Raw genomic sequence first — 22,941 nt, forward strand, 5'->3', positions numbered from 1 at the left:
CGGGAATCAAGGGCGCCGGGGTGGCGCGCGCCGGTCAGAGCCGGCAGGAAAGCATAGAGATGCCCCATGTTGTTCCTCACAGAATGTGGTGTCGGGAGATTGCTGCCAATCTCGCTATCTTTTCCGGGGGTTATCCGGCCTCGTTTATGGGTTTGTTCGCTGCACAAAAAAGGACCGGTGAGATGTGGTGATACCGGTCCTTGCAGTGGCGGCGCATTGTGCATTTGCAGGGCCCCCTTGACAAGTAAAAAAGGGGGGCGAAACTGCATTTTTTTGCACAGGTTAGCGATTGCTTTCCTGCTGGTCAGTCCAGCACGGCCTCCAGCGATTTTTCAAGGAGTCGCAACCCTTCGTCAATCACTGCCGCAGGGGCGGTCAGGGGGGCGAGAAAACGGATGACATTTGCGCGCACCCCGCATGAGAGCAGGATCAGACCGCGTTTGCCCGCTTCGGTCACCAGACGTTTGGTGAGGTCGGGATCGGGCCGGCTGGCATCACGTTGTTTCACCAGTTCCATGGCCACCATGGCTCCGGGTCCACGAATTTGACCTATGCAGTCAAAACGCTCGGCTATGCGTTCCAGTCCCGCCTTGATCTGCTCACCTTGCGCCTGGGCCTTCTGGTTGAGCTGCTCCTCTTCGATCACCTGCAACACCGCCAGCGCGGCGGCGCAGGCAATGGGGGAACCGGCATAGGTGCCACCCAGGCCCCCCGGCTTGGCGGCGTTCATGATCTCTGCCTTGCCGACTACTGCAGAGAGCGGGAAGCCCCCCGCCAGACTCTTGGCCAGGGTCATGATGTCCGGCTCGATGCCGGCATACTCGGTGGCGAAGGTCTTGCCGGTGCGGCAGAAGCCGCTCTGGATCTCGTCACAGATGAGCAGAATGCCGTGCTGATCGCAGATGCTGCGCAGCTTTTGCATAAAGCTCACGGAGGCAGGATAGAAGCCCCCTTCTCCCTGTACCGGCTCGATGATGATGGCGGCAACGCGGGAGGGTTCGATGTCGGCGCTGAAGCAGAGATCGAGGGCGTACAGGGCATCCTCTTCACTTACCCCCAGATAGTCGGCGGGGAAGGGGATGTGGTAGACCTCACCCGGGAAGGGGCCAAAGCCGGTCTTGTAGGGGACCACCTTGCCGGTGAGCGCCATCCCCATCATGGTGCGGCCGTGAAAGCCCCCCTTGAAAGCGATGGTGCCGCTGCGACCGGTATGGGCGCGGGCGATCTTGATGGCGTTCTCGACTGCCTCGGCACCGGTGGAGAGAAACAGGGTGCGTTTCGGGGTCGGGCCGGGCACCAGGGCGTTGAGCTTTTCGGCAAGCTCGATATAGCCCGGGTAAGGGGTGACCTGAAAGCAGGTGTGGCTGAATTTTTCCAGCTGCTCGCGCACCGCCGCCACCACCTTCGGGTGGTTGTGGCCGGTGTTGAGCACGGCGATGCCGGAGGCAAAGTCGATGTAGCGGTTGCCCTCCACATCCCACAGCTCGGCATTTTGCGCTCGGTCGATAAAGACCGGCAGCAGGGTGCCAACGCCGTTGACCACGGCCGCTTCGCGGCGCGCTTGCCACGCCTTGTTTGATTCTGACTGACTCATCTTTCCTCCCTGAGGGGCCGCAGCCCCGGATATTCCCTGAAAATGTGGCGGGCGTTTTGGCGCCCATCACCGCTAATTAGCCTATCGGGCCAGATCGGCGGCGTGTGGTGTGTGTTGCAGAAGCCCTCTTGGGAGGCAGCGCAGGCCAAATTATGCCCCTTGCCGCCTCGGGTAAACGTCTGCATCTATCTGTAAAAGCGATGAATCTTGCGGCTAAAGCATCGATGAATACGATGCTTTAGCCCTCTTCTGCCCTAGCGAATGGCGCCAAAGCAGAGGTATTTGGTCTCCAGATACTCCTCCAGCCCCTCGGCGGCCCCTTCCCGGCCCAGACCTGACTCCTTGATGCCGCCGAAGGGAGCCAGCTCAGTTGAAATGATCCCCTCGTTGATGCCGACCATGCCGTATTCAAGCTGCTCGGCGACGCGCCAGACACGGGCGATATCGCGGCCATAGAAGTAGGCGGCGAGCCCATAAGGGGTATCGTTAGCCAGCGCGATGGCTTCGGCTTCCGTCTCGAAGCGCACCAGCGGGGCGACCGGGCCGAAGATCTCCTCCTGCAGGATGGGGTTGGTTTTATCCACCTTGCCCAAAATGGTGGGTTGGTAGAAGAGGGGGCCGGCGGGGTGGGCTTTGCCCCCCAGCAGTACTTCGGCACCGGCGGCGACTGATTGCTGCACCAACTCGGCTACCTTGCTGGCGGCGGCGGGGTTGATGAGCGGGCCGATCTGGGTGCCTTCCGCCATGCCATCTCCCACCTTGAAGGCTCTGACGGCAGCGGTCAGCTTCTCGGCGAAGGCGTCATAGATACTGGCCTGCACCAGAATGCGGTTGGCGCAGACGCAGGTTTGCCCGGCGTTGCGGTATTTGGAGGCGAGTGCCCCGGCCACGGCGGCGTCGAGGTCGGCGTCGTCAAAGACGATAAAGGGGGCGTTACCGCCCAGCTCCAGCGACAGCTTCTTCATGGTGTCGGCGCACTGGCGCATCAGCAGCTTGCCGATGCGGGTGGAGCCGGTGAAGGAGAGCTTGCGCACCACCGGATTGCTGCACAGCTCGTTGCCCACAGCGCTCGCCTGATGGCTGGTGACGATATTGATGACACCGGCGGGGATGCCCGCCTGCTCGGCCAACACCGCCAGCGCCAGCGCGCAGAGCGGCGTTTCTGCGGCGGGTTTGATGACGATGGTGCAACCCGCTGCCAGCGCAGGGCCCGCCTTGCGGGTGATCATGGCAATGGGGAAGTTCCACGGAGTGATGGCGGCGACTACCCCGACCGGCTGCTTGATGGTGGCCAGCCGGCGATCGCCGCTAAAACCCGGGATGGTGCGGCCATAGGCGCGCTTGCCCTCCTCGGCGAACCACTGGATAAAGCTGGCGCCATAGGCCACCTCGCCCTTGGCTTCTGCCAGCGGCTTGCCCTGCTCGCAGGTCATGATGCGCGCCAGCTCGTCGCTATGGGTTGTGATGGCGGCAAACCAGGCGTAGAGCTTGTTGCTGCGCTCCTTGGCGGTCAGCGCAGCCCAGGCGGGTTGCGCCGCGTGGGCGGCCGCGATGGCGCGGCGGGTATCCTCGGCATCCATGTCGGGCACCTGGGTAATGACGGCCCCGCTGGCAGGATTGGTCACCTCGAAGGTGCGGCCGCTGGCGGCCTCGCACCAGTGACCAGCTATATAGGCACGGGATTTGATCAAGCTTTGATTGGAACTGGTAGCGGACATGGCAAGCCTCGATGATGAAACCTGGCAGCAAGGTGGCGATGATGCGGCTCATCCTGTACTGCTGCCGTATAAAATAATAAGCACAGAGAGACCATAAATTGAGCGCAAATGTTTTTCAAGTGTTAAATATATTTGAATTGTTGGTGTGTCGCATGCTAGAAATTGGGCTGTGTAGCGCAGTTTAACCAGATGAACAGGGTATCGCACGATAAGTGGTGTGCAAAATAATGAACGCCAGGCTGTGTAAGATAGCAAACAGTGATGCCATGGCTGGTCCGCTATTTTAACCAGTGGCAACAGGGAGGTGGCCAATGTACCAACGTGACAAGGGAATCGATGGCGGAGGCCTGCCATGAGCGGGGCGTCAACCCAGAGCAGCAGTACCCGCTCCGGTCAGGGGGCTGCACGGCAGGCGAGCATGGGGGAGCGGCTGGCGGCGGTGCGTCATCAACTGGGGCTCTCCCAGCGGAGGGCGGCCGAGCTGAGCGGCCTGACCCACGGTGCTATCTGCATGATCGAGCAGGATAAGGTGAGCCCCTCGGTCGCCTCGCTGCAAAAGCTGCTCACCGTATATGGCTTGCCACTGTCACGCTTTTTTGCCGAAGAGGAGCTGAGTCGCCCGCCGCAGGTGGTGATCAAGGGTGATCAGTTGATCGAGCTGGGCAGTCAGGGGGTCTCGATGAAGCTGGTGCACAACGGCAACAACCGCCGCCAGCTCGGCTTTATGCTGGAGACCTATCCCCCGGGCACCGACACCGGTGGTCAGGTGACCCACCAGGGAGAAGAGGTGGGCACTGTGCTGGAGGGTTCGGTGATCCTGACCGTGGCAGGAGAGAGTTATCAGCTGGAGGCGGGTGACAGCTATGTGATCGACACTGGCGAACCCCACAGCTTCAGCAATCCGTCGGGGGAGACCTGTCGCATCGTCAGTGCCCATACCCCGGCCAGTTTTTAATCTTGGAATAGGGTTTGCCAACCAAACCGGTAAGGAAACAGGATCATGACCGAACATGTAAACAGTTACTACGCAGCCAGCGCCAATAAACACGCGCCCTACCCGACACTGACCGAGCAGCTGGAGTGCGATGTCTGCGTCATCGGGGCGGGGTATACCGGCCTCTCCAGTGCCCTGCATCTGGTGGAGAAGGGCTACAAGGTGGTGGTACTGGAGGCAGCCCGGGTCGGTTTTGGCGCCAGCGGCCGCAACGGCGGCCAAATAGTCAACTCCTACAGCCGCGACATTGACACCATAGAAGCGAACTGCCCGCCGGATCAGGCCAGGCTGCTCGGTTCCATGCTGTTTGAGGGGGGGCAGATCATCCGCGAGCGGATCAAACGCTACAACATCCAGTGCGATCTGCAGGAGGGGGGCGTCTTTGCCGCCGAGACCGAGAAACAGTTCCACGAGCTCAAGGCGCAGCAGGCGCGCTGGCAGAAGTGGGGCAACGACAAGCTGGAGCTGCTCGATGCCAGAGGCGTGCGCGAAGTGGTGGCGAGCGATCGCTACGTCGGCGCCCTGCTCGACAAGAGCGGCGGCCATATTCACCCCCTCAATCTGGCTCTCGGCGAGGCTGAAGCGATCCGCATGCAGGGTGGGCAGATCTTCGAGCAGTCTGCCGTTACCAGCATCACCCCGGGCCAGCCTGCTCTGGTCAAGACCGCCAAAGGAGCGGTGAAGGCGCGCTACATAGTGGTGGCCGGTAACGCCTACCTCGGCAATCTGGTGCCCGAGCTCGCCGGCAAGAGCATGCCTTGCGGCACCCAGGTGATCGCCACCGAGGTGCTGGGGGAGGAGCGGGCCCGCGAGCTGCTGCCGCAGAATTACTGCCTGGAGGATTGCAACTACCTGCTCGACTACTACCGCACCAGCGCCGATCACCGGCTGATCTATGGCGGCGGCGTGGTCTATGGCGCACGGGATCCGGCAGATATCGAGCGGCTGATCATCCCCAAGATGCTCAAGACCTTCCCCCAGCTTAAAGACGTCAAGGTGGAGTACACCTGGACAGGCAATTTCCTGCTCACCCTGTCGAGGCTGCCACAGTTTGGTCGCATCGGCCCCAACATCTACTACATGCAGGGCTACAGCGGCCACGGTGTCACCTGTACCCATCTGGCGGGCAAGCTGCTCTCCGAGGTGCTGAGCGGTCAGGCGGAGCGCTTCGATGCCTTTGCCAAGCTGCCGCACTACCCCTTCCCGGGCGGTCGCCTGTTCCGCATTCCCTTCACCGCCGCGGGCGCCGCCTGGTACACCTTGCGCGATCGGTTGGGGGTATAAGGGCTGCCCGGCGAGAAATATGGTCTGGTGCTGGCGACGATGCGAGCGCAGATGCCAGCACAAATGCCGAAAAACAGAAGGCCACCGCGAGGGTGGCCTTCTGTTTTACCCGAAGCGGGTTGCCGCGATTAGCTGTAATAGGCTTCGACGGTGCCCTTGAGTTTGATCAGGATGGGTTGACCACGGCGATCCAGCGCCTTGGGGGAGGGGATCTTCACCCAGCCTTCACTGATGCAGTACTCCTCGACATCGGTGCGCTCTTTGCCGTTCAGGCGAATACCGATCGGGTGCTCGAAGCAGGCTGCCACATAGTGAGGGCTGCGGGGATTGCAGGAGAGGTGATCCGGCAGAGCCGGTTTGGTGCTGGTATCGGTCATCGATATAACCCGAAATGAATAAAAAGTGGGTCATTGTAGAGAATGCCGCCATGGCATTCAAGGCGGCCACAATACCGGCCAAGGCGGGCGGCCATTTATGTTGGTGACTTGCTTATCCCCGTTGCCAATCCATCCCCAGCTCGGGGCGACCGCTATGCCCGATCCGGATTGCGTTATCGGGCATAGCGTCTATTACAGGCTGACTTCTATTTGCGGGTCAGCTTGTCGAGGTAGCCCATGGCGAAGGCCGAGAGGACAAAGGTGATGTGGATCAGCAGGTACCACTTGATCTTGTCGTTGGGGAGGTTTTCGGCATTCATAAACACCTTGAGCAGGTGAATGGAGGAGATGGCGACAATGGAGGCGGCGACCTTGTTTTTCAGGGAGCCGGCATCGAGCTTGCCGAGCCACACCAGTTTGTCGTTCTCATCCCCTACATCGAGACGCGAGACGAAGTTCTCATAGCCGGAAAACATCACCATCACGATAAGTCCCCCTACCAGGGTGATATCGATCAGCGACAGTGTGACCAGCACCAGATCTACCTCTTTCATCTCCAGTATGTTGGGCAGGATATGGAGGATCTCCTGAAAGAATTTCACCCCCAGTGCCAGCAGTATGAGGCTGAGCCCAAGATAGATGGGGGCCATGATCCAGCGGGATGCGTACATCAATCTTTCAAACATGTTTTCCATAGTGCGATTAAAGATCCATCAAATGGTTAACAAACGAGTCGGCCATAGCTTAACCGAGATGCATCACATCTCAAGTATCTCGATAGCATATTGCTGAATTGGGTGGTGCCAGGCAGGATTTTTTAACCCCGGGGAGGGCGATGGAGCGGTTGGCAGGGCTCGTGGCCTTGCCCATCCGGTGTCAGGGAAGATCCAGGGTAAAGCGGGCACCGCCGAGGGGAGATTCATCGACCCGGATCTGGCCGCCGTAGCTGTGAACGATCTCGGTCACGACAGCCAGACCGATGCCCTGGCCGGGCGAGCTGTCAGCGCGCACGCCACGCTGAAAGATCTGCTCCGATTTGGCCGGATCGATGCCCGGGCCATCATCTTCTACCTCGATGCGTAACCGATCGAGATGGCGGCGTACCGTCACCTTCACTTCGCTGATGGCAAATTTGCAGGCGTTGTCGAGCAGGTTGCCCATCAGTTCCATCAGATCGCCCTGTTCGCCGTGGAAGAGGGCATCATCATCGAACTGGAAGTGGGTCTGCAGCTTCTTGTGGCGATAGACCTTGGCCAGACTGGCCAGCAGCTTCTCGATGAGCGGTACCGGCTCGGTGCCCTTGCTGGCGAGGCGCTGGCGACCGGTGACGGCTCGTCTGAGTTGGTACTGGATCATCTGATCCATGGTGAGGATCTGTTCATTGATGTTGTCGTGGATCTCCCGCCCCAGCTTCATTTCTCGGGTGGTGATCTGGATCAGCGCCAGCCGTGTTTTCAGGCTGTGAGCGAGATCGTTGAGGGCATGCTGGTAGCGCTGGGTCTGCTGGCGTTCGTTCTCCAGTAACTGGTTGATGGAATCGGTCAGCGGGGCCAACTCCCGTTCAAAATCATGGGCGATAGCATCCCGCTTGCCTGCCCGGATATCGTCGAGCTGATTAGCGATAGTGCGCAGGGAGCGAAGGCTCCAGAAGGTGGTGAGCAGCAGCAGCCCGGCAAGCAGCAGATAGGCGAGCAACGCCTGTTTGGCCGTCTGGTAGAGGTAGGCGCGGGACTCTTCGTGATAGCGTTTGGCCGAGTCAATCATCACCACGTAGTAGGCTGTGGTGCCGCTGCCGGGATTGCGGGTAAAACGCAGGCTGTAGACGAAGTAGCTCTCGCCGTTCTTGATGGTGTGCTTCTTGAAGAAGTAGTCGAGATCCATTCCCCCCAGATACTTCATCAGGTCCCGACAGATGGTCTGTTTGGCCTTGATCACCTCCGGCATATGGAGGCTCGACCAAATCAGCTCGCCATCGGCACGACAGATCAGCGTATCGAGATTGCTGTTACTGACCTGGCGGGAAATGCGTCCGATCTCGGTGGCTTCGCTGTTGACTGGCTTGGTAGAGGAGAACATCTTGGCAAGGTTCTCCTGCATGCCGGCGCTTGCCTTCTGGCTCTGCTCCTCCATATGGCCGAGGTAGAGGGCATAGACGGCGAACCCCATGCTCAGTGCGATGACCAGCAGCGAACTGAGCAGCAGTTTGATGTGCAGAGAGCTGCGGAGCATCCTGATGGGACGTGGCAGATGAAACTGCATCAGCTACAGGAGAGGTTGAAGATGTAGCCCTGACGACGGATGGTCGAGATGGGTTGAATCGTCCCTTCCGGATCCAGCTTTTTGCGCAGGCGGCTCACCATCACCTCTATGGTGTTGGGATCCCCCTCTCCATCGCCGTAGAGCTGGTCGAGTAACTGCTGCTTGGAGACCACCTGACGGGCGTTGCGCATCAGGTACTCCAGAATCAGGTATTCAAAGCTGGTGAGCACTGCCACTTCACCGTCGATGGTCAGCTCCTTGCGGGAGAGATCCAGCTCGTAATCACCGGCCTTCACTCTGGGGGAGATAAAGCCGGCGCTGCGGCGCATCAAGGCATTGAGGCGGGCCAGCAACTCATCTTTCTGGAACGGTTTGACCAGATAGTCATCAGCCCCCGCCTCCAGTCCTTCGACCTTGTCCTGCCAGTTGCCACGGGCGGTCAGCACAATGATGGGGAAGGGGATCTGCCGTTCGCGCAGTTGGCGGATCAACTGCAAGCCATCCATATCGGGCAGACCGAGATCGATGATCGCCACATCAATGGGGTAGTCGGCGGCATAGTGCAACGCAATTCCGGCCTGATCGGTGCTGTATACCTGATTGTTGGCTTCGGTCAGCAGAGAGGAGAGGTGGTGATTGAGCAGCTTGTCGTCTTCGACCAACAGAATTTTCATGATGTGAACGGTCATAGGGATCCAGACTGTCAATTAGAAAGTGTATGTCGCTTTGAGTCAATTCGAATCCTATCGTGCAGCTCCTGTATCGGGACTGAATCATAAGGCGTTCTGCTTGTAGAGACCTGTCAGAGGCCTGAGCAGTGGGCCGCTTCAGAGACACCGGTCTTGTCGCGTTCAAAAAACAGAAGGGGCAATGTGTGCCCCTTCTGTTTTTGTTCTGCTGCTTGTTAGCTGCGGCGCGGCGGCAGCATATTGGTGAGGGTGTTGTCTTTGAGAATATGGTGGTGATAGAGGGCCGCCACCGTGTGCAGGCCGATCAGGGCGTAACCGATATTGCCTAGGGTCTCGTGCACTTCCTTGATCAGTCCCTTGAGATCCGGACTTGGGGAGAGCAGGGCAGGCAGCTCAAGCCCGAAGAAGGGGATGGGTTTGCCCGCGGCGCTCAGCAGCAGCCAGCCAAACAGCGGGGTCAGAATAAGAAAACCGTAGAGGGCGAGGTGGGCCAGTTTTGCCAGCTTGTGCATGACCGGGGAGAGCTCGGGCACGATACGAGGTGTCGGGCTCATCCAGCGCAGGACCAGTCTGACAAAGACCAGGGCGAAGATAAGCAGCCCCAGCATAAAGTGCCACTCCTTCATCAGATCCCGGCCAGGGTCCCCTTTGGGGAAAATATCGCGAAATTCGATCAGGGCGTAGACGGCGATCATGGCCCACAGGGTCAGCCAGTGCAGCCCGATATTCAGGGTGCCATAACGTTGTTCACTGTTCATCAGCATAGGTTTGTTCCTTCGAAGTGCTGTCACATCCGTTTGGCATCCCCGCACTCAAACGTGTCGGGGCGAGGCCAGATCCTTTGGCGGCAATAGCAGAGCTACCATGCTTGCCATACATCGATAGCCTGCTTCTGACATCAGTCAGAGAGGAGATGCCCTCTGCTGTCTGCATGGTATCACTGGCAACCGGGTGGATAGTCTGATCAATGCCACACAATTTACAGGCTCATTAAGCCCCTTGTGACGTGAAGAAGGCGTGAAATAGCATCCGTGATGTCGGCCCGCCCAGGTTCAGGCGGGCTCGATGGCCAGCACCACGCAATCCGGCTCGCTGATGCGAAAACGGACGTTGCAGTCAAACAGCCGCACCCCGTACTCCTTCTCATCGGGCTTGCCCTTCTTGTAGGCGGGGCGCGGATCTTGCGCCAGCACTTCGCTCACCAGCTGGCGCAGCTCGGGATGGGCCTTGAGCCAGGGTTGCAACTGCAGCTCGGCCTCGGCACTGAAGCTCACCGCCAGCGGCGGGGTGGGGGCGTCGGGGGCAAAACCGCCACGGGCATCCGGCAGGCTGTCGGCATAGGGAATGTAGGGCTTGATATCGACGATGGGGGTGCCATCGAGCAGATCCACCGCACCCAGCTCCAGCCACAGCTTGCCCCGTTCGCGACCGACCCCGTGCAGCTCGACCACCGAGAGCCCTAGCGGATTGGGGCGGAAGGTGGAGCGAGTGGCAAAGACGCCGACCCGTTCGTTGCCGCCAAGGCGCGGCGGGCGCACCGTCGGGTGCCAGCCCTGCGCCATGGTCTGGTGAAAGACGAAGCTGAGCCACAGATGGGAGAACTGCTCGATGCCGCGCAGCACATCCGGCTGATCGTAAGGGGGAAGCAGCTCGAGGCGGGCGCGGGCCGATTTGACCAGTCCGGGCTGGCGGGGGATGGCGAACTTCTCCTTGTAGGGAGAGCGGATGATCCCGAGGGTGTCGATTTCGAACTTCATGGCGGATCCTGACTGAAAACCCCGGCAATTTAGCACAGGCGGCCCCAAAACGCAGGTTTGGCCTCATTACGCCCTTTTCTGCGGCGCTGCCGTGATCCCTGTCCCATCCCGGCCAGTCGGGGGCTGTGCCCGCGCGCCAAGTTGCGTAGGGTGGAGGCAACTGGCGTGTCAGGATGAAATATGCGCACTCGCGCCGAAGGGGGAGGGAGAGGGATGAAACTGCTGATTATCGGTGGCACCGGCTTTTTGGGGCGCCACCTCACCGCGCTGGCACTGGATTGGGGCCATGAAGTGACCCTGTTCAACCGTGGCCTGCACCAGCATCCGGACTGGCGCGATCTGGTGCAGCTCACCGGCGACAGGGACAAGAACCTGAGCCCCCTGCAAGGGGCCGGGTTGCAGTGGGATCTCGTCATCGACACCTGCTGCTATCGCCCCGAGCAGGCGGCGAGCCTCTCGGCGGCCTTGCTCGGGTGCTGCGCACGGCTGATCTTTATCTCCACCATCAGCGTCTATCGCGATTTCTCATTGCCCGGGATGAATGAGTCGGCGCCGCTGCATGCTATCCCCGAAGGTGAAATGCCCTGCGACTATGGCCCGCTCAAGGTGTTGTGCGAGCAGGAGTATCGCGCCCGCTGGGGTGAGCGGCTTTGCATCCTGCGCCCGGGCGTGCTCTGTGGCCCCCATGATCCCACCGGTCGCATGGCCTGGTGGATTAAGCGGGTGCAGCAGGGCGGGCCCTGGTTGTTACCGGGCTGTGGCGAGGATCGCTTGCAGTATCTCGATGTGCGCGACTGCGCCGAGTTTGTGTTGCGTGCGGCGGAGCAGCAGTTGGGGGGCACATTCAACTTGCTCAAACCCGGCATTACCCTCTGCGACTGGCTGGAGCGGTTGAGCGCCCGGTTGCAGCCCGCTCGCCCCATCCAGCCCGAGTGGCTGCCCTGGTCGACCCTAATGGCGGCCGGAATCGAGCCCTGGCAGAGCTATCCCACCCTGCTGCCCTGCGCGCAGGTGGAGTTTGCCAGTTACGGCTCTATAAGCGCCGAGGCGGCCATCGTTAAGGGATTGAACTTTCGGCCGCTGGAGGAGACCGCCGCCGACCTTGCCCACTGGCTGGCCATCGAGCCTGCCGCCGGGGTGGCGGAACATGCCATGACTCAGGCCGAGGAGACCTCGCTGCGGCAGCAGTTGCTGGAGCCCAGCCTGTAATAGGAGAGTGCATCGAGCCGCTGCTGCCGAGCGTGGTACGGCAGGTGCGAATACAACGAGAGAGGGCATCCCGCGGGATGCCCTCTCTGTCTATCCATGCCTGATGGTTGCCGAATAGAGGCTGACGCGATTCCCCATCCCATCGCTGTCGCTCACCGAGTTAGCGGATGGCGGCCCCCGCGGCTACCAGCAGCTCTTTCAAGATGGCGCGATGGCAGCGGGACTCCTGCTCGCAGTAGCAACCGACCGAGAGGTTGGTGGTATGAGAGAGGGCGGCCAGCAGCGCCAGATCGTGCTTGGCGGCAGGTTGCGCCATCTCGGCCTTGTACTGTTTGCCAAACGCTGCCCACTGGGCGGGTGTCTCGGCTGCCTGCCCCAGCTTCATGGTCTCGCTGCTGGGGGCCAGATTGGGGAACCAGACATCGTACCAATGCTGGCTGGCAAATTCGCTCTTGGGTACGCCGCGGGGCGGGCGGCGCACCGTGCCGATCCGCAGTCCCTCATCGGGCAGGCGCGGGCTGCCAAGGCGAACGATAGCAAGGGCCATGACAGCGGGTTACTTCTCTTCGGCCACTTTCAGCGCCTGCCCGTAGCAGATCACCTGTTTCAGGCAGCCCGGGGTGTCGCTGAATTCGGCGCATTTGTCGATGGTGACGCCGTTGCCACCCATGTCTGCCGCGCGGCGACGGGCCTGGGTGCGCGCTTCACCGGCGTTGGGCACCGGCTGGTTGGCATCGGCCTGGCAGGATTCACCCTCGATGGTGCCGAGGTAGAGGTAGTTGAGGTCAGCCAGCTCATCCTGTTCATAGATGCGCACGCTACCGGGTTTGAAGTATTCGTCGAAGTTCTCTTTATCCAGATTGCTGTTGAAGGCGTAGTTGGCACAGCCGGAAGCAATCAGGGGCATCATCAGGATCAGGCGTTTCATCGTCTCGTATCTTGTGTCGGTGATGAGGACAGTAGAAATGCGCGGGCGCTCCATGTCGGCATCTTGTTGAATAATGAGGGGGACATTATAGGGGCCAGCCGCCTGCGGCGACCAGCCCCGTTTTGCGCCCTGTTGTCAGGGTGTGACCCCCATCAGCCTGATATCAAACCGGAGCCAGCCGCTGATAGAGGCTGCGGTAGTAATCATCCGCCAGCAGCTCGTCGTGAGGGGCGCAGAGGCGGATCTGTCCCTCTTCCATCAGGGCAATCCGGTCCATCTGCTCCATCCCCAGCAGGCGGTGGGAGATGAGCAGCAAGGTGCGATCTGCCCCGAGCAGGAACAGCAGATCCATGATCTCCCGCTCGGTCTGATTGTCTAGCCCTTCGGTCGGTTCGTCCAGCAGCCAGAGCGGCGCATCGTGCAGCAGTGCGCGGGCGATACCGATACGGCGACGCTCACCACCGGAGAGGGGGCGACCACCGTCACCCAGCCAGGCGTCGAGGCCCGCCTCATCTTCCAGCAGATTGGCCAGCCCGACCTGGGTCAGCACCGCAATCAGCTGCTCGTCAGTGGCGGTCGGGGCGGCCAGTTTGAGGTTGCCGCGTAGGGTATCGGCAAACAGATGCACCCGCTGGCTCACTACCGAGATGGAGGCGCGCAGTGCCCCTTCGCTGTAGTCGGTGAGCGGCTTGCCATCGAGCAGGATCTTGCCCGCCTGCGGGCTCCACTCCCGGGTCAGCAGCCCCATCAGGGTTGATTTACCGCAGCCGGTCTGGCCCAGCAGCGCCAGCTTTTCACCGGCGTGCAGTTGCAGGGTGCAGCCACGCAGCACCGGCTGGGGGTTGCCGGGGTAGCCAAAATAGAGGTCATTGATCTGCAGCGCACCAACGGTGGCATGGGTCTGTTCGTCGCCCCACACGGGGGCTTTGGCCTCTTGCAGGATCTCGTTCAGGCGGCGTGCCGAGGTAAGGCTGGTGGAGAGGTGCTGGAAAGCACCGGCCAGCGGCATCAGTGCCTCGAAGCTGGCCAGGGTGGCAAACACCATCAGCGCGGTAATGGGGTCGGGGGCCGCGCCCGCCACGCCATGACCGGCCAGCCAGAGCATCAGGGTCAGGGTCCAGCCGCTCAGCAGTTGCACCGAGAAGTTGGCCAGCCCGCTCACCTTGGCCATCCGGGCCTGGGCAGTGAGCAGCGCCTGTTCGGCTTGTTGCAGCTCCACCAGCGCCTTGGGGGCGGCTGCAAACATCTGCAGTTCGGCCTGACCATCCAGATAGTCCACCATCCGGGTGCGCAGGGTCGATTTTTCGGCAATCAGCGCCTGACCGGGGCGACGACCGAGGAAGTAGAACACCAGCGGCAGGGCAATCATGCCAAACAGCAGAATGGCACCCAGGGTGAGGGCGAGGCGGCTGTCGAAAAACGACAGGAAGAAGACCAGTCCGGCTGTGCTGAGCAGGGCCGCGCCTATGGGGGTGAGCAGCCGCAGATAGACGTGGTCCATCGCATCGATGTCTGCCACCAGTCGGTTGAGCAGATCCGCCTGACGGAAACCGGCCAGGGTGCCGGTGGAGAGCGGCGAGAGTTTTTGCCAGAACCATACCCGCAACCGGGTCAGCACCCGGAAAGTGGCGTCGTGGCTCACCACCCGCTCACCCCAGCGACCGGCGGTGCGGATGATGGAGAAGAAGCGCACCCCGCCCGCGGGGGTCATGTAGTTAAAGGCATGGGTTGTCGCAACTGTCATCCCCGCCACGGCAGCGGCGGAGAGGAACCAGCCGGAGAGGGAGAGCAGCCCCATGCCGGCGGCCAGGGTCACCAGCGCCAGCAGCAAACCAAGGGTGAGGCTGAGCCAATGTTGGCGATAGAGGCGCAGAAACGGCAACAGATCACTCATCGAGAGAACCTCCGGAACGTTGGGAGAGCAGGCGGGCAAAAGGCCCCTGCCCAGAACTAAGTTGCTGGAAGCTGCCTTGCTCCACCAGCTGGCCGCGAGCCAGCACCAGGATCTTGTCCATTTTGGTGAGCTGATCGAGGCGGTGGGTGATCATCAGCAGGGTCTGGCCCGCCATCGCCTGCTCAAGGGTGTTCATGATGGCGCGCTCGGAGTGGCGATCAAGACTGGCTGTCGGCTCATCGAGCACCATCAGCTGGGTCGATTTGAGCAGGGTACGCGCCAGGGCGAGACGCTGGGCCTGGCCAACCGAGAGGCCGCCTGCCTGATCGCCGACTGGATAGTCGAGCCCCTTCTCCATGGCAAATTCCCACGCCTGTGCCCGTTTCAGGGCATCTTCCAGCTCTGCATCGCTGGCCGTTGGCTTGGCAAGCAGCAGGTTGTCACGCAAGGAAGCGTGGAACAGCTGCGGGTTTTGCGAGAGCCAGCCCAGTTGCAGGCGCCACTGGCTCATGTCGAGGGTGGCAAGCTCCTGCCCGTTGACCTTGAGCTCACCGCGATAGGGGGCAAAGCCGAGCAGGGCATTGACCAGCGAGCTCTTGCCTGCGCCGCTGACGCCGATGAGGGCGGTACGTGAACCGGCTTCCAGGGTGAAGTCGATGGGGCCGACCAGCACCTTGCCCTCGGCGCTCAGCACTTCAAGGCCTTTTGCTTCTACCTTGACCGGGCTGTCGGCATGGAACGGCGCCGTGCCTGCGGCCGGTTCGCTCACCTCGGCTTCGAGGAATTCAAGCAACTGCTCGGCAGCGCCGATAGCCTGTGCCTTGGCGTGGTAGTGGGCACCCAGTTCTCGCAGCGGGGCGTAGAACTCGGGGGCGAGAAACAGCACGAACAGGCCGGTAAAGAGGGTGACCTTTACCCCATAGCTACCAAAGTTCAGATGGTCGATATAAGAGAAGCCGAAGTAGACGGCGACCAGCGCCACTGAAATGGCGGCGAAGAACTCCAGCACGGCGGTGCTCAAAAACGCCAGGCGCAGCACCTCCATGGTGCGCTCGCGAAAATCTTCCGAGGCGTCGCGAATGGCGTCACCTTCCGCTTGGGTACGCATAAAGAGTTGCAGGGTTCGCAGCCCCTTCAGGCGATCGAGGAAGTGGCCGGAGAGACGGGCCAGCGCCTGAAAATTGCGGCGGTTGGCATCGGCGGCGCCCACACCTACCAGGATCATAAAGATGGGTATGAGGGGGGCTGTGCCCAGCAGGATCAGACCTGCCGCCCAGTTGACCGGGAATACGGCTACCAGAATGACCACCGGAATAAAGACGGCGATGGCCATCTGTGGCAGATAGCGGGAGAAGAAATCCTGCATATTTTCAATCTGTTCCAGCAGCAGGCTGGCCCAGCTACCGGCCGGACGGCGCTGGATATAGGCAGGGCCGAGACGGCTTAAGCGAGTGAGCACGAGTCGGCGGATGGTCTGGCGCACCGCGCTGCCCGCCTTGAAGCTGGCCACTTCGCGGCCGTAGGCCAGCGCCGCCTTGCCAAGCGTCACCAGCAGCAGGGTAATAAAGAGCGTGATGGATTGCTCAGGCGTGGAGCCTTCGATGATAAAGCCGTGCAACAGGGTCGCCAGCAGCCAGGCTTGCGCCACCATCAGAATGCCCTGGCCAAGGCCAAAAGCGATGGATATCGTGATCCAGCGGCGACCGTGACTCGATTGCTTGCGCAACCAGCCATAGAGACGTTTTTGCGTTTTTTTATCCATTACCACCATCCTCGCGTCGGGTGGCGCAAGACTATCCTTGCCGTTTGGCCTTGGCAACCTTGTAAATTATCTGTGTTGAAAATGTTTGATTGAAAAAGCAACTGTCTGCTCAATCCTTGTCCGAACAGATTGATTTATTGAAAAAAGTGGCAAAGGCGCCATTGCGCTCGGCGGCAAAATGCATATAGTAGGAGCCCTGACGCGGGTGTAGTTCAATGGTAGAACGGTAGCTTCCCAAGCTGCATACGTGGGTTCGATTCCCATCACCCGCTCCAAATTTCAGATGCCAGGCGGGCATCGTATAATGGCTATTACCTCAGCCTTCCAAGCTGATGATGCGGGTTCGATTCCCGCTGCCCGCTCCAGCTTCAAAACAAAAAGCCCACTCCTGCGAGTGGGCTTTTTGTTTTTCATCTGTCTTGTGCGCCGTTCGACGTCACGCTCACCGTTTCTCAGCTTTTAAGGCAAATCGCAGAGACAGAAAAGGCGCCCGAGGCGCCTTTTCAGATCAACAGCGTAGCGGGAGCTTATTCCTGCTCCAGCTCACCACAGAAACGGTAGCCTTCGCCGTGGATGGTGGCGATGATCTCCGGAGTATCGTTAACGCTTTCGAAGTGCTTGCGAATGCGACGGATGGTCACGTCGACGGTACGGTCGTGGGGCTTGAGCTCACGGCCGGTCATCTTCTTCAGCAGCTCGGCACGGGTCTGGATCTGGCCCGGGTTTTCGCAGAAGTGCAGCATGGCGCGGAACTCGGAGCGCGGCAGCTTGAACATGTCGCCAGTCGGGCTGACCAGTGCGCGGCTGTTGATATCCAGCGCCCAGCCGTTGAACAGATAACGTTCAACCAGCTTTTTCTCTTCGCCACCGGCAGCCACGTTCATGGTGCGGCTCAGCAGGTTGCGGGCACGGATGGTCAGCTCGCGCGGGTTGAACGGCTTGGTGATGTAATCATCGGCGCCGATCTCCAGACCCAGGATCTTGTCCACTTCGTTGTCACGACCGGTCAGGAACATCAGGGCGATGTTGTCGTTCTCACGCAGCTCACGGGCCAGCAGCAGGCCGTTCTTGCCCGGCAGGTTGATGTCCATGATCACCAGATTGATGGTGTGGGAAGTGAGGGCTTGATGCATTTCGTCGCCGTTGTTGGCTTCGAGCACGATGTAGCCTTCGGCTTCAAAAATGCTTTTCAGGGTATTGCGTGTGACCAGCTCGTCTTCGACGATCAGAATGTGTGGTGTTTGCATGAGTATTCCCAGATTCTTATCAGTTAATTATCTTAAATTTAACACTCTTTGGCGTTTCAAACCGATTTCCTGACTGATCCTGAAAATTTATTACGTCATCCTGGGTATGAGAGTCAGGTCGGAATATCGCGAATTAGGCATCAGTACCGGCAAGTATCCCTGTGCCACTTATAGGTTCCCGACAAGTCTGGTCGAGCAGAGCCTGGAAAGGTCGTCCATTACGAAAGTGGCCGCATTTTATCAGTTAACAGGAGCATAACAACACTCTTTGCCGTCAGATAGCAACTTTTTAACTCTGATTTGATATAGGTCAAACCCTGGTACAGCAGCATCATACTTGGCCTGAACCGGGTTTTCGCCCCTACAAAATGTAATGGAATGTAACATGTGATTGACATGAATTTGTGGGAAAACTACAAGAAAATCTGCTTTATCGCGCCATTTGAACCACCAGAGTGGTCTGCTTTTGCCATCATCACAGCCTGGAATCCGGCCAGCCAGTGGGCCACACAACGACGCAATATGCGGCGGGAACGGGCGCTGTGGTGCCATCTGACCGTGGATTTGCAGGTGCCCGTGGTGGGGCCGTTTTGGGGATCTGACCCGGACGAACGCTGGCAGGAGTCATCGCTGGCGGTGGCGCTATCCCTGCCACAAGCCCGTCAGCTGGCTGCCCGTTTTGGCCAGAACGCCATCTACTGGGTGGAGGATGGCCAGCTCTGGCTGACACCTGTATTGACGGATAAATCAGCAGTTTGTCTGGGCAATATTGAATCCTTCTGGATTGCCAGAAACCTTGCCTGATGAAAGAATGAACACCTTCATGCATCTGAAAGGAATCAAATCATGCTGGATCTCCTGCCCGACCTCTGCGATCAACACGGCGACTTGCTGCAAGTGGCCGACCCGGTGTTTCAGGATTTTGGCGGCAAGGCCATCTTCTATGGTCGCGCCGTAACGCTCTCCTGTTATGAAGACAACAGTCTGGTGCGGGATCTGGTGACCCGCTCCGGTCACGGCAAGGTGATGGTGATCGACGGCGGCGGCTCGCTGCGCCGTGCGCTGCTTGGCGATCAACTGGCGGTCAAGGCGGTGGAGCAGGGGTGGGAGGGTATCCTGATCCACGGCGCGGCGCGGGATGTGGGCACTCTGGCGACACTGGCGCTCGGGGTCAAGGCGCTGGCCGCCTGTCCGGTCAAAACCGAGAAGCGGGGATTGGGAGAGCTGGGGGCTGTGGTCAGCTTTGCCGGTGTGACCATCCACGAAGGGGATTATGTCTATGCGGATCGCAACGGCGTGGTGGTGAGCGCCACGCCGCTGTTGTGATCATCAGAAATTGAAGCCGACCCCCAGACTCAGTGCCTGATCGGCAGTGATGGCGCTGACCCCGTAGTTGGCGGTGAGGGAGAGTCTGGGGGTCAGCAGCAGGCTGGAGTTGAGCTCCAGCAGGGTGCTGGCCTTGTTGAGATCGAGATGTTTGATCTGGCTGCCGATATTGAATGCCGGAGAGAGCTGGTAGCGTACCCCCGAACTCATATTGAAACCTGATGTGCGATTCTGATCCGCCACCGCCGGGCCCGCTTCCATAAAGAGGGTCACATCATCCACCACCGGATATTGATAGCCGCTATTGACCAGCCAGAGATCAAAACTGTCGCTGTGATGGCTATGGCCATTGAGCAGCACACCCGAGTAACTTTTGACATAGAGAGACGGATTGGATTGCGGCTGAACCACTGCCCAGTCGGCGGCCTGTGCGGCCATGCTGGCGCAGGTTGCAAGCAGTGTGATGATGAGCGATTTGACCATTCGTTTCCCCTCCCTGGGTCCGGAACTGAGCCTAAGCATGGCACATGCCAGCTGGTAGTAAAGTGAAGGGAGATCACAATAAAATCCTTTGGCATGGGCGCCAGCCATGTTAAACAGGCTGCCGTATTGATGGCTCTAATCATTAAGAGGTGAATCCATGAACAAGAAACTGACTCTGCTGGCCGCGCTGGCACTGGGAGGCTGCGCAATGGCAACAGGTTCCAGCATGGCTCAACTGCAAGCATCCAGCTGGCAGCTGCAAGGCGCCACCGGCGATACCTTCACCCTGCAAGTGGTCGACGGCAAGGTGGCGGGCAAGGGCGGCTGTAACCGCTATTTTGGCGGGATCACCAAGCAGGGTGACGGTGTCTTGACGCTGGGCGCCATGGGCTCCACTCGCATGATGTGCATCGGCGACGCCATGAACAAAGAGACCGAGTTCCTGCAAAAGCTGGAGAAGGTGGCAACCTACTCCATCAACGGCAACCAGCTGACTCTGAGCGATGCCAACAAGGCGGCCCTGCTCACCTTCAACGCGGTGCCAGCTGCCAAATAAGGCACGCCTTTGTCTGATTGCCCCGACAGCGCTGACTGTGCTGCCGGTCAAACGCTCTGATACGCCCTCCCTCTGGAGGGCGTCTGTTTATCTGCGATGAGCCCTGTGTGGTCGTCCTCAACGGTTGTTCACTCGTCGCCCCCTTTCTGCCCGGTTTGATGCCAGCACTTCGGATCTTCGTTTCAGTACGTATCTTGATCATTTCAATAATTCTTGTATAGTTGAAATGAAAGGTCGCACCAAGGGGAGTGAAGATGAACAAAGAGATGGCCACCAAGGTCTTTGAATCGCTGGCATCCGGCATTCGGCTCGATGTATGGCGGCTGCTGGTGAAGGCCGGGCTGGAGGGGCGGGTCGCCGGTGAACTGGCCAGCGAGCTCGATATTGCCCCCAATACCCTCTCGTTTCACCTCAAGGCGATGCTCAACACCGGTCTGCTGTCGGTGGAGCAGGAGGGGCGCTTTCTGCGCTACCGCGCCAATATTCCCCTGATGCTGGATGTGATCGCCTACCTCACCGAGGAGTGCTGTGCCGGTCATCCCGAGGCGTGCGGCGTGATGCGTGCCGAGTCAGCCTGCTCCCCCCATGTTCTGCCTGCGCAGCCCTGCTGCAACAAGGAGTAATGCCATGTCCTCCATTCAGATTTTTGATCCCGCCCTCTGCTGCTCCAGCGGTGTCTGCGGTACCGAGGTTGATCAGGCACTGGTCACCTTCGCAGCCGACCTTGCCTGGGCCAAGGAGCAGGGAGTTGCCATCGAGCGTTTCAATCTGGCCCAGCAGCCGATGCAATTTGCCGAGACACCTGCCGTCAGTGCTTTTCTGACCCACGCCGGGGAGGAGGGGTTGCCACTGGTGCTGGTGGAGGGACAGGTGGTGTTGACCGGCCGTTATCCGAGCCGCAGCGAGCTGGCCCGTTATGCCGGGCTGCCTGCGCCACAAGCGGCCATCAAGGGGATCGTCAAGGGCGGCTGCTGCTCCGGCAGCGGTTGCTGCTGAGTCGCGACGCACCATTCGGGAGAGGCTATGTACCATTTTCTGACCAATCCACCGCCGTTTCTCTTTTTCACCGGCAAGGGCGGGGTGGGCAAGACCTCGCTAGCCTGCGCCAGTGCGGTGGCTCTCTGTGATATTGGCAAGCGGGTGCTGCTGGTGAGCACCGACCCTGCCTCCAACGTGGGGCAGGTGTTTGCCACCGAGATCGGCAATCGCGTCACCACCATCGCCGCTGTGTCCGGTTTGTCGGCGCTGGAGATAGATCCCCCCGCGGCGGCCAAAGCTTATCGGGAGCGGATTGTCGGGCCGGTGCGCGGCAAGTTGCCCGAGAGCGTGGTGCGCAGCATCGAGGAGCAGCTCTCCGGCGCCTGCACCACCGAGATCGCCGCCTTTGACGAGTTCACCGCCCTGCTGACCGACCAAACACTGCTGGCCGAGTATGACCATATCGTCTTTGATACGGCCCCAACCGGTCACACCATCCGGCTGCTGCAACTGCCGGGCGCCTGGAGCGAATTTCTGGAGCAGGGCAAGGGGGATGCCTCCTGCCTCGGCCCGCTGGCGGGGCTGGAGAAACAGCGCAGCCAGTATGCCGACGCGGTCACCGCACTGGCTGATGCTGCCCGCACCCGCTTGGTGCTGGTGGCGCGGGCCCAGCAATCCACTCTGCGGGAAGTGGCCCGCACCCACGAGGAGCTGGCCGCCATCGGCTTGTTGAATCAGCAACTGGTGATCAATGGCCTCTTCCCCGAAGGTGCCATTGCCGGAGATCCGCTGGCAATGGCGCTCTGGCAGCGTGAGCAACAGGCTCTTGTACAGATGCCGCAGGGGATAAAGGGGCTGGCGCAGGATCATATCCCGCTGCTGGCCACCAATCTGGTGGGGGTCGACAGTTTGCGCCAGCTGCTGCAATCAGAGGGAAGATCCGCTCAATTCTCGACCGCACACTCCACTGTCAAGCAAGCCCAGCCTGAGTTGAGTTCACTGGTGGACGAGCTGGCCGCCGATGGTCATGGCCTTATCATGCTGATGGGTAAGGGCGGGGTAGGCAAGACAACCTTGGCGGCCGCCGTGGCGGTGGAGTTGGCGAGCCGCGGCCTGCCGGTGCACCTCACCACCTCGGATCCTGCCGCGCACCTGAGCGAGACGCTGGCAGGTAGTTTGCCCCATCTTGAGGTGAGTCGCATCGACCCCCACGCCGAGACCGAGCGTTACCGCGCCCAGGTGCTGGCCACCAAGGGAGCAGCCCTGGACGAGCAGGGGCGGGCACTGCTGGAGGAGGACTTGCGCTCCCCCTGTACCGAGGAGATCGCCGTGTTCCAGGCCTTCTCGCGCATCATTCGCGAGGCGGGCAAGCGCTTCGTGGTAATGGATACCGCCCCCACCGGCCACACCCTGCTGCTGCTCGACGCCACCGGCGCCTACCACAGGGAGATCGCTCGCCAGATGGGAAACAAGGGGCTGCACTTCACCACCCCCATGATGCAGTTGCAGGACCCCAAGCAGACCAAGGTGTTGATTGTGACGCTGCCCGAGCCGACGCCAGTGCAGGAGGCGGCCAATCTGCAGGCCGATCTGCGCCGGGCCGGCATCGAGCCCTGGGGCTGGCTCATCAACCACAGCTTGCAGCAAGCCGCGGTCAGCTCACCGCTGCTGCAACTGCGGGCCGAGCGCCAGTTGCCCCATATCGAGGCGGTCGAGCAGCAACATGCCAGCCGCTTCGCCGTGGTGCCGCTGCTCGCCGAGGAGCCGGTGGGGCCCGATGCCCTGCGCCATCTCTGCCAGCACCATTGAGTCGCCGCCCCGGTCTGCTGCCGGGGCGGCTTGAATATGCCGTTACTTGTTATAAACCTGTGTTTTGAACCAATAGA

Annotated in this window: 23 protein-coding genes and 2 tRNA genes; 11 read left to right on the forward strand and 14 right to left on the reverse strand. The window is 60.4% G+C overall.

What is annotated here, in order from left to right:
- Window positions 1–304: 304 nt before the first annotated feature.
- On the reverse strand, window positions 305–1,594 hold the full coding sequence (gabT, locus tag G5179_RS03695; RefSeq protein ID WP_421257889.1) for a 4-aminobutyrate--2-oxoglutarate transaminase: 1,290 nt from the start codon (window positions 1,592–1,594) through the stop codon (window positions 305–307).
- Window positions 1,595–1,848: 254 nt separating this feature from the next.
- Window positions 1,849–3,312 (reverse strand): NAD-dependent succinate-semialdehyde dehydrogenase, encoded by a 1,464-nt coding sequence (locus G5179_RS03700; protein ID WP_421257890.1) that lies wholly within the window; start codon window positions 3,310–3,312, stop codon window positions 1,849–1,851.
- 352 nt (window positions 3,313–3,664) lie between these two features.
- Here G5179_RS03700 and puuR point away from each other — a divergent pair, with 352 nt between their 5' ends.
- Both puuR and G5179_RS03710 read left to right on the forward strand, forming a co-directional pair.
- Window positions 3,665–4,267, forward strand: a complete 603-nt coding sequence (puuR, locus tag G5179_RS03705; RefSeq protein ID WP_421257891.1) for an HTH-type transcriptional regulator PuuR — start codon at window positions 3,665–3,667, stop codon at window positions 4,265–4,267.
- 45 nt (window positions 4,268–4,312) lie between these two features.
- Window positions 4,313–5,590, forward strand: a complete 1,278-nt coding sequence (locus G5179_RS03710) for an NAD(P)/FAD-dependent oxidoreductase (protein WP_216953179.1) — start codon at window positions 4,313–4,315, stop codon at window positions 5,588–5,590.
- Window positions 5,591–5,718: 128 nt separating this feature from the next.
- On the opposite strand, the gene G5179_RS03715 is transcribed toward G5179_RS03710, so the two are convergent.
- From G5179_RS03715 to tsaA, 6 genes are all read right to left on the reverse strand, one after another.
- Window positions 5,719–5,967: a DUF3297 family protein gene (locus G5179_RS03715; RefSeq protein WP_421257892.1), complete on the reverse strand. Its 249-nt coding sequence runs from the start codon at window positions 5,965–5,967 to the stop codon at window positions 5,719–5,721.
- Between the two features lie 206 nt (window positions 5,968–6,173).
- On the reverse strand, window positions 6,174–6,662 hold the full coding sequence (locus tag G5179_RS03720) for a TIGR00645 family protein (protein ID WP_216978340.1): 489 nt from the start codon (window positions 6,660–6,662) through the stop codon (window positions 6,174–6,176).
- Between the two features lie 181 nt (window positions 6,663–6,843).
- Complete coding sequence (locus G5179_RS03725; protein ID WP_216953180.1) at window positions 6,844–8,226, reverse strand: ATP-binding protein; 1,383 nt, start codon at window positions 8,224–8,226, stop codon at window positions 6,844–6,846.
- Window positions 8,226–8,900 (reverse strand): response regulator, encoded by a 675-nt coding sequence (locus G5179_RS03730; RefSeq protein WP_216953181.1) that lies wholly within the window; start codon window positions 8,898–8,900, stop codon window positions 8,226–8,228. The genes G5179_RS03725 and G5179_RS03730 overlap by 1 nt, the downstream gene beginning before the upstream one ends.
- 230 nt (window positions 8,901–9,130) lie before the next feature.
- Window positions 9,131–9,679, reverse strand: coding sequence for a cytochrome b (locus G5179_RS03735; protein WP_040065880.1), 549 nt, complete (start codon window positions 9,677–9,679; stop codon window positions 9,131–9,133).
- A gap of 288 nt (window positions 9,680–9,967) precedes the next feature.
- Window positions 9,968–10,672, reverse strand: a complete 705-nt coding sequence (gene tsaA / locus G5179_RS03740; RefSeq protein ID WP_337072342.1) for a tRNA (N6-threonylcarbamoyladenosine(37)-N6)-methyltransferase TrmO — start codon at window positions 10,670–10,672, stop codon at window positions 9,968–9,970.
- Between the two features lie 213 nt (window positions 10,673–10,885).
- On the opposite strand from tsaA, the gene G5179_RS03745 reads away from it, so the two are divergent.
- The gene (locus tag G5179_RS03745; RefSeq protein ID WP_337072341.1) at window positions 10,886–11,881 is read left to right on the forward strand and encodes an NAD-dependent epimerase/dehydratase family protein; all 996 of its coding nucleotides are present in this window, start codon (window positions 10,886–10,888) and stop codon (window positions 11,879–11,881) included.
- Between the two features lie 160 nt (window positions 11,882–12,041).
- Here G5179_RS03745 and G5179_RS03750 read toward each other — a convergent pair whose 3' ends face one another.
- The 4 genes from G5179_RS03750 to cydD form a co-directional block, all read right to left on the reverse strand.
- The gene (locus G5179_RS03750; RefSeq protein ID WP_421257893.1) at window positions 12,042–12,428 is read right to left on the reverse strand and encodes a DUF488 domain-containing protein; all 387 of its coding nucleotides are present in this window, start codon (window positions 12,426–12,428) and stop codon (window positions 12,042–12,044) included.
- Between the two features lie 9 nt (window positions 12,429–12,437).
- Complete coding sequence (gene rcsF / locus G5179_RS03755) at window positions 12,438–12,809, reverse strand: Rcs stress response system protein RcsF (protein WP_101529794.1); 372 nt, start codon at window positions 12,807–12,809, stop codon at window positions 12,438–12,440.
- A gap of 163 nt (window positions 12,810–12,972) precedes the next feature.
- Window positions 12,973–14,703: a heme ABC transporter ATP-binding protein/permease CydC gene (gene cydC, locus G5179_RS03760; protein WP_421257894.1), complete on the reverse strand. Its 1,731-nt coding sequence runs from the start codon at window positions 14,701–14,703 to the stop codon at window positions 12,973–12,975.
- Window positions 14,696–16,465 carry a heme ABC transporter permease/ATP-binding protein CydD gene (gene cydD / locus G5179_RS03765; RefSeq protein WP_337072339.1) on the reverse strand — a complete coding sequence of 590 codons (1,770 nt, stop codon included), beginning with the start codon at window positions 16,463–16,465 and terminating at the stop codon, window positions 14,696–14,698. Before cydD ends, cydC begins: the two co-directional genes overlap by 8 nt.
- 201 nt (window positions 16,466–16,666) lie before the next feature.
- Between cydD and G5179_RS03770 the strand changes: the two genes are divergently transcribed.
- Both G5179_RS03770 and G5179_RS03775 read left to right on the forward strand, forming a co-directional pair.
- Window positions 16,667–16,740 (forward strand) — tRNA-Gly (locus tag G5179_RS03770).
- Window positions 16,741–16,755: 15 nt separating this feature from the next.
- Window positions 16,756–16,830: transfer RNA gene (locus G5179_RS03775), tRNA-Gly, on the forward strand.
- Window positions 16,831–16,992: 162 nt separating this feature from the next.
- Here G5179_RS03775 and arcA read toward each other — a convergent pair.
- The gene (arcA, locus tag G5179_RS03780; RefSeq protein WP_005338193.1) at window positions 16,993–17,712 is read right to left on the reverse strand and encodes a two-component system response regulator ArcA; all 720 of its coding nucleotides are present in this window, start codon (window positions 17,710–17,712) and stop codon (window positions 16,993–16,995) included.
- A 396-nt stretch (window positions 17,713–18,108) separates the two neighbouring features.
- Here arcA and G5179_RS03785 point away from each other — a divergent pair, with 396 nt between their 5' ends.
- Window positions 18,109–18,516, forward strand: a complete 408-nt coding sequence (locus G5179_RS03785; RefSeq protein ID WP_267511398.1) for a DUF3293 domain-containing protein — start codon at window positions 18,109–18,111, stop codon at window positions 18,514–18,516.
- A gap of 42 nt (window positions 18,517–18,558) precedes the next feature.
- Window positions 18,559–19,038 carry a putative 4-hydroxy-4-methyl-2-oxoglutarate aldolase gene (locus G5179_RS03790; protein WP_267511397.1) on the forward strand — a complete coding sequence of 160 codons (480 nt, stop codon included), beginning with the start codon at window positions 18,559–18,561 and terminating at the stop codon, window positions 19,036–19,038.
- A 3-nt stretch (window positions 19,039–19,041) separates the two neighbouring features.
- On the opposite strand, the gene G5179_RS03795 is transcribed toward G5179_RS03790, so the two are convergent.
- A complete protein-coding gene (locus G5179_RS03795; RefSeq protein WP_064338427.1) occupies window positions 19,042–19,521 on the reverse strand; it encodes a hypothetical protein in 480 nt (159 codons plus the stop codon).
- Window positions 19,522–19,678: 157 nt separating this feature from the next.
- On the opposite strand from G5179_RS03795, the gene G5179_RS03800 reads away from it, so the two are divergent.
- The 4 genes from G5179_RS03800 (at window position 19,679) to arsA (ending at window position 22,864) form a co-directional block, all read left to right on the forward strand.
- Window positions 19,679–20,077, forward strand: coding sequence for an META domain-containing protein (locus G5179_RS03800; protein WP_005359119.1), 399 nt, complete (start codon window positions 19,679–19,681; stop codon window positions 20,075–20,077).
- Between the two features lie 254 nt (window positions 20,078–20,331).
- Window positions 20,332–20,700 (forward strand): ArsR/SmtB family transcription factor, encoded by a 369-nt coding sequence (locus G5179_RS03805; RefSeq protein ID WP_005338181.1) that lies wholly within the window; start codon window positions 20,332–20,334, stop codon window positions 20,698–20,700.
- A 4-nt stretch (window positions 20,701–20,704) separates the two neighbouring features.
- Complete coding sequence (gene arsD / locus G5179_RS03810; RefSeq protein WP_005347398.1) at window positions 20,705–21,073, forward strand: arsenite efflux transporter metallochaperone ArsD; 369 nt, start codon at window positions 20,705–20,707, stop codon at window positions 21,071–21,073.
- A 27-nt stretch (window positions 21,074–21,100) separates the two neighbouring features.
- The gene (gene arsA, locus G5179_RS03815; protein WP_421257895.1) at window positions 21,101–22,864 is read left to right on the forward strand and encodes an arsenical pump-driving ATPase; all 1,764 of its coding nucleotides are present in this window, start codon (window positions 21,101–21,103) and stop codon (window positions 22,862–22,864) included.
- Window positions 22,865–22,941 lie beyond the last annotated feature (77 nt).

This window comes from Aeromonas sp. 600886, from assembly GCF_049174935.1.
In the GTDB taxonomy this organism is placed as follows: domain Bacteria; phylum Pseudomonadota; class Gammaproteobacteria; order Enterobacterales; family Aeromonadaceae; genus Aeromonas; species Aeromonas veronii_A.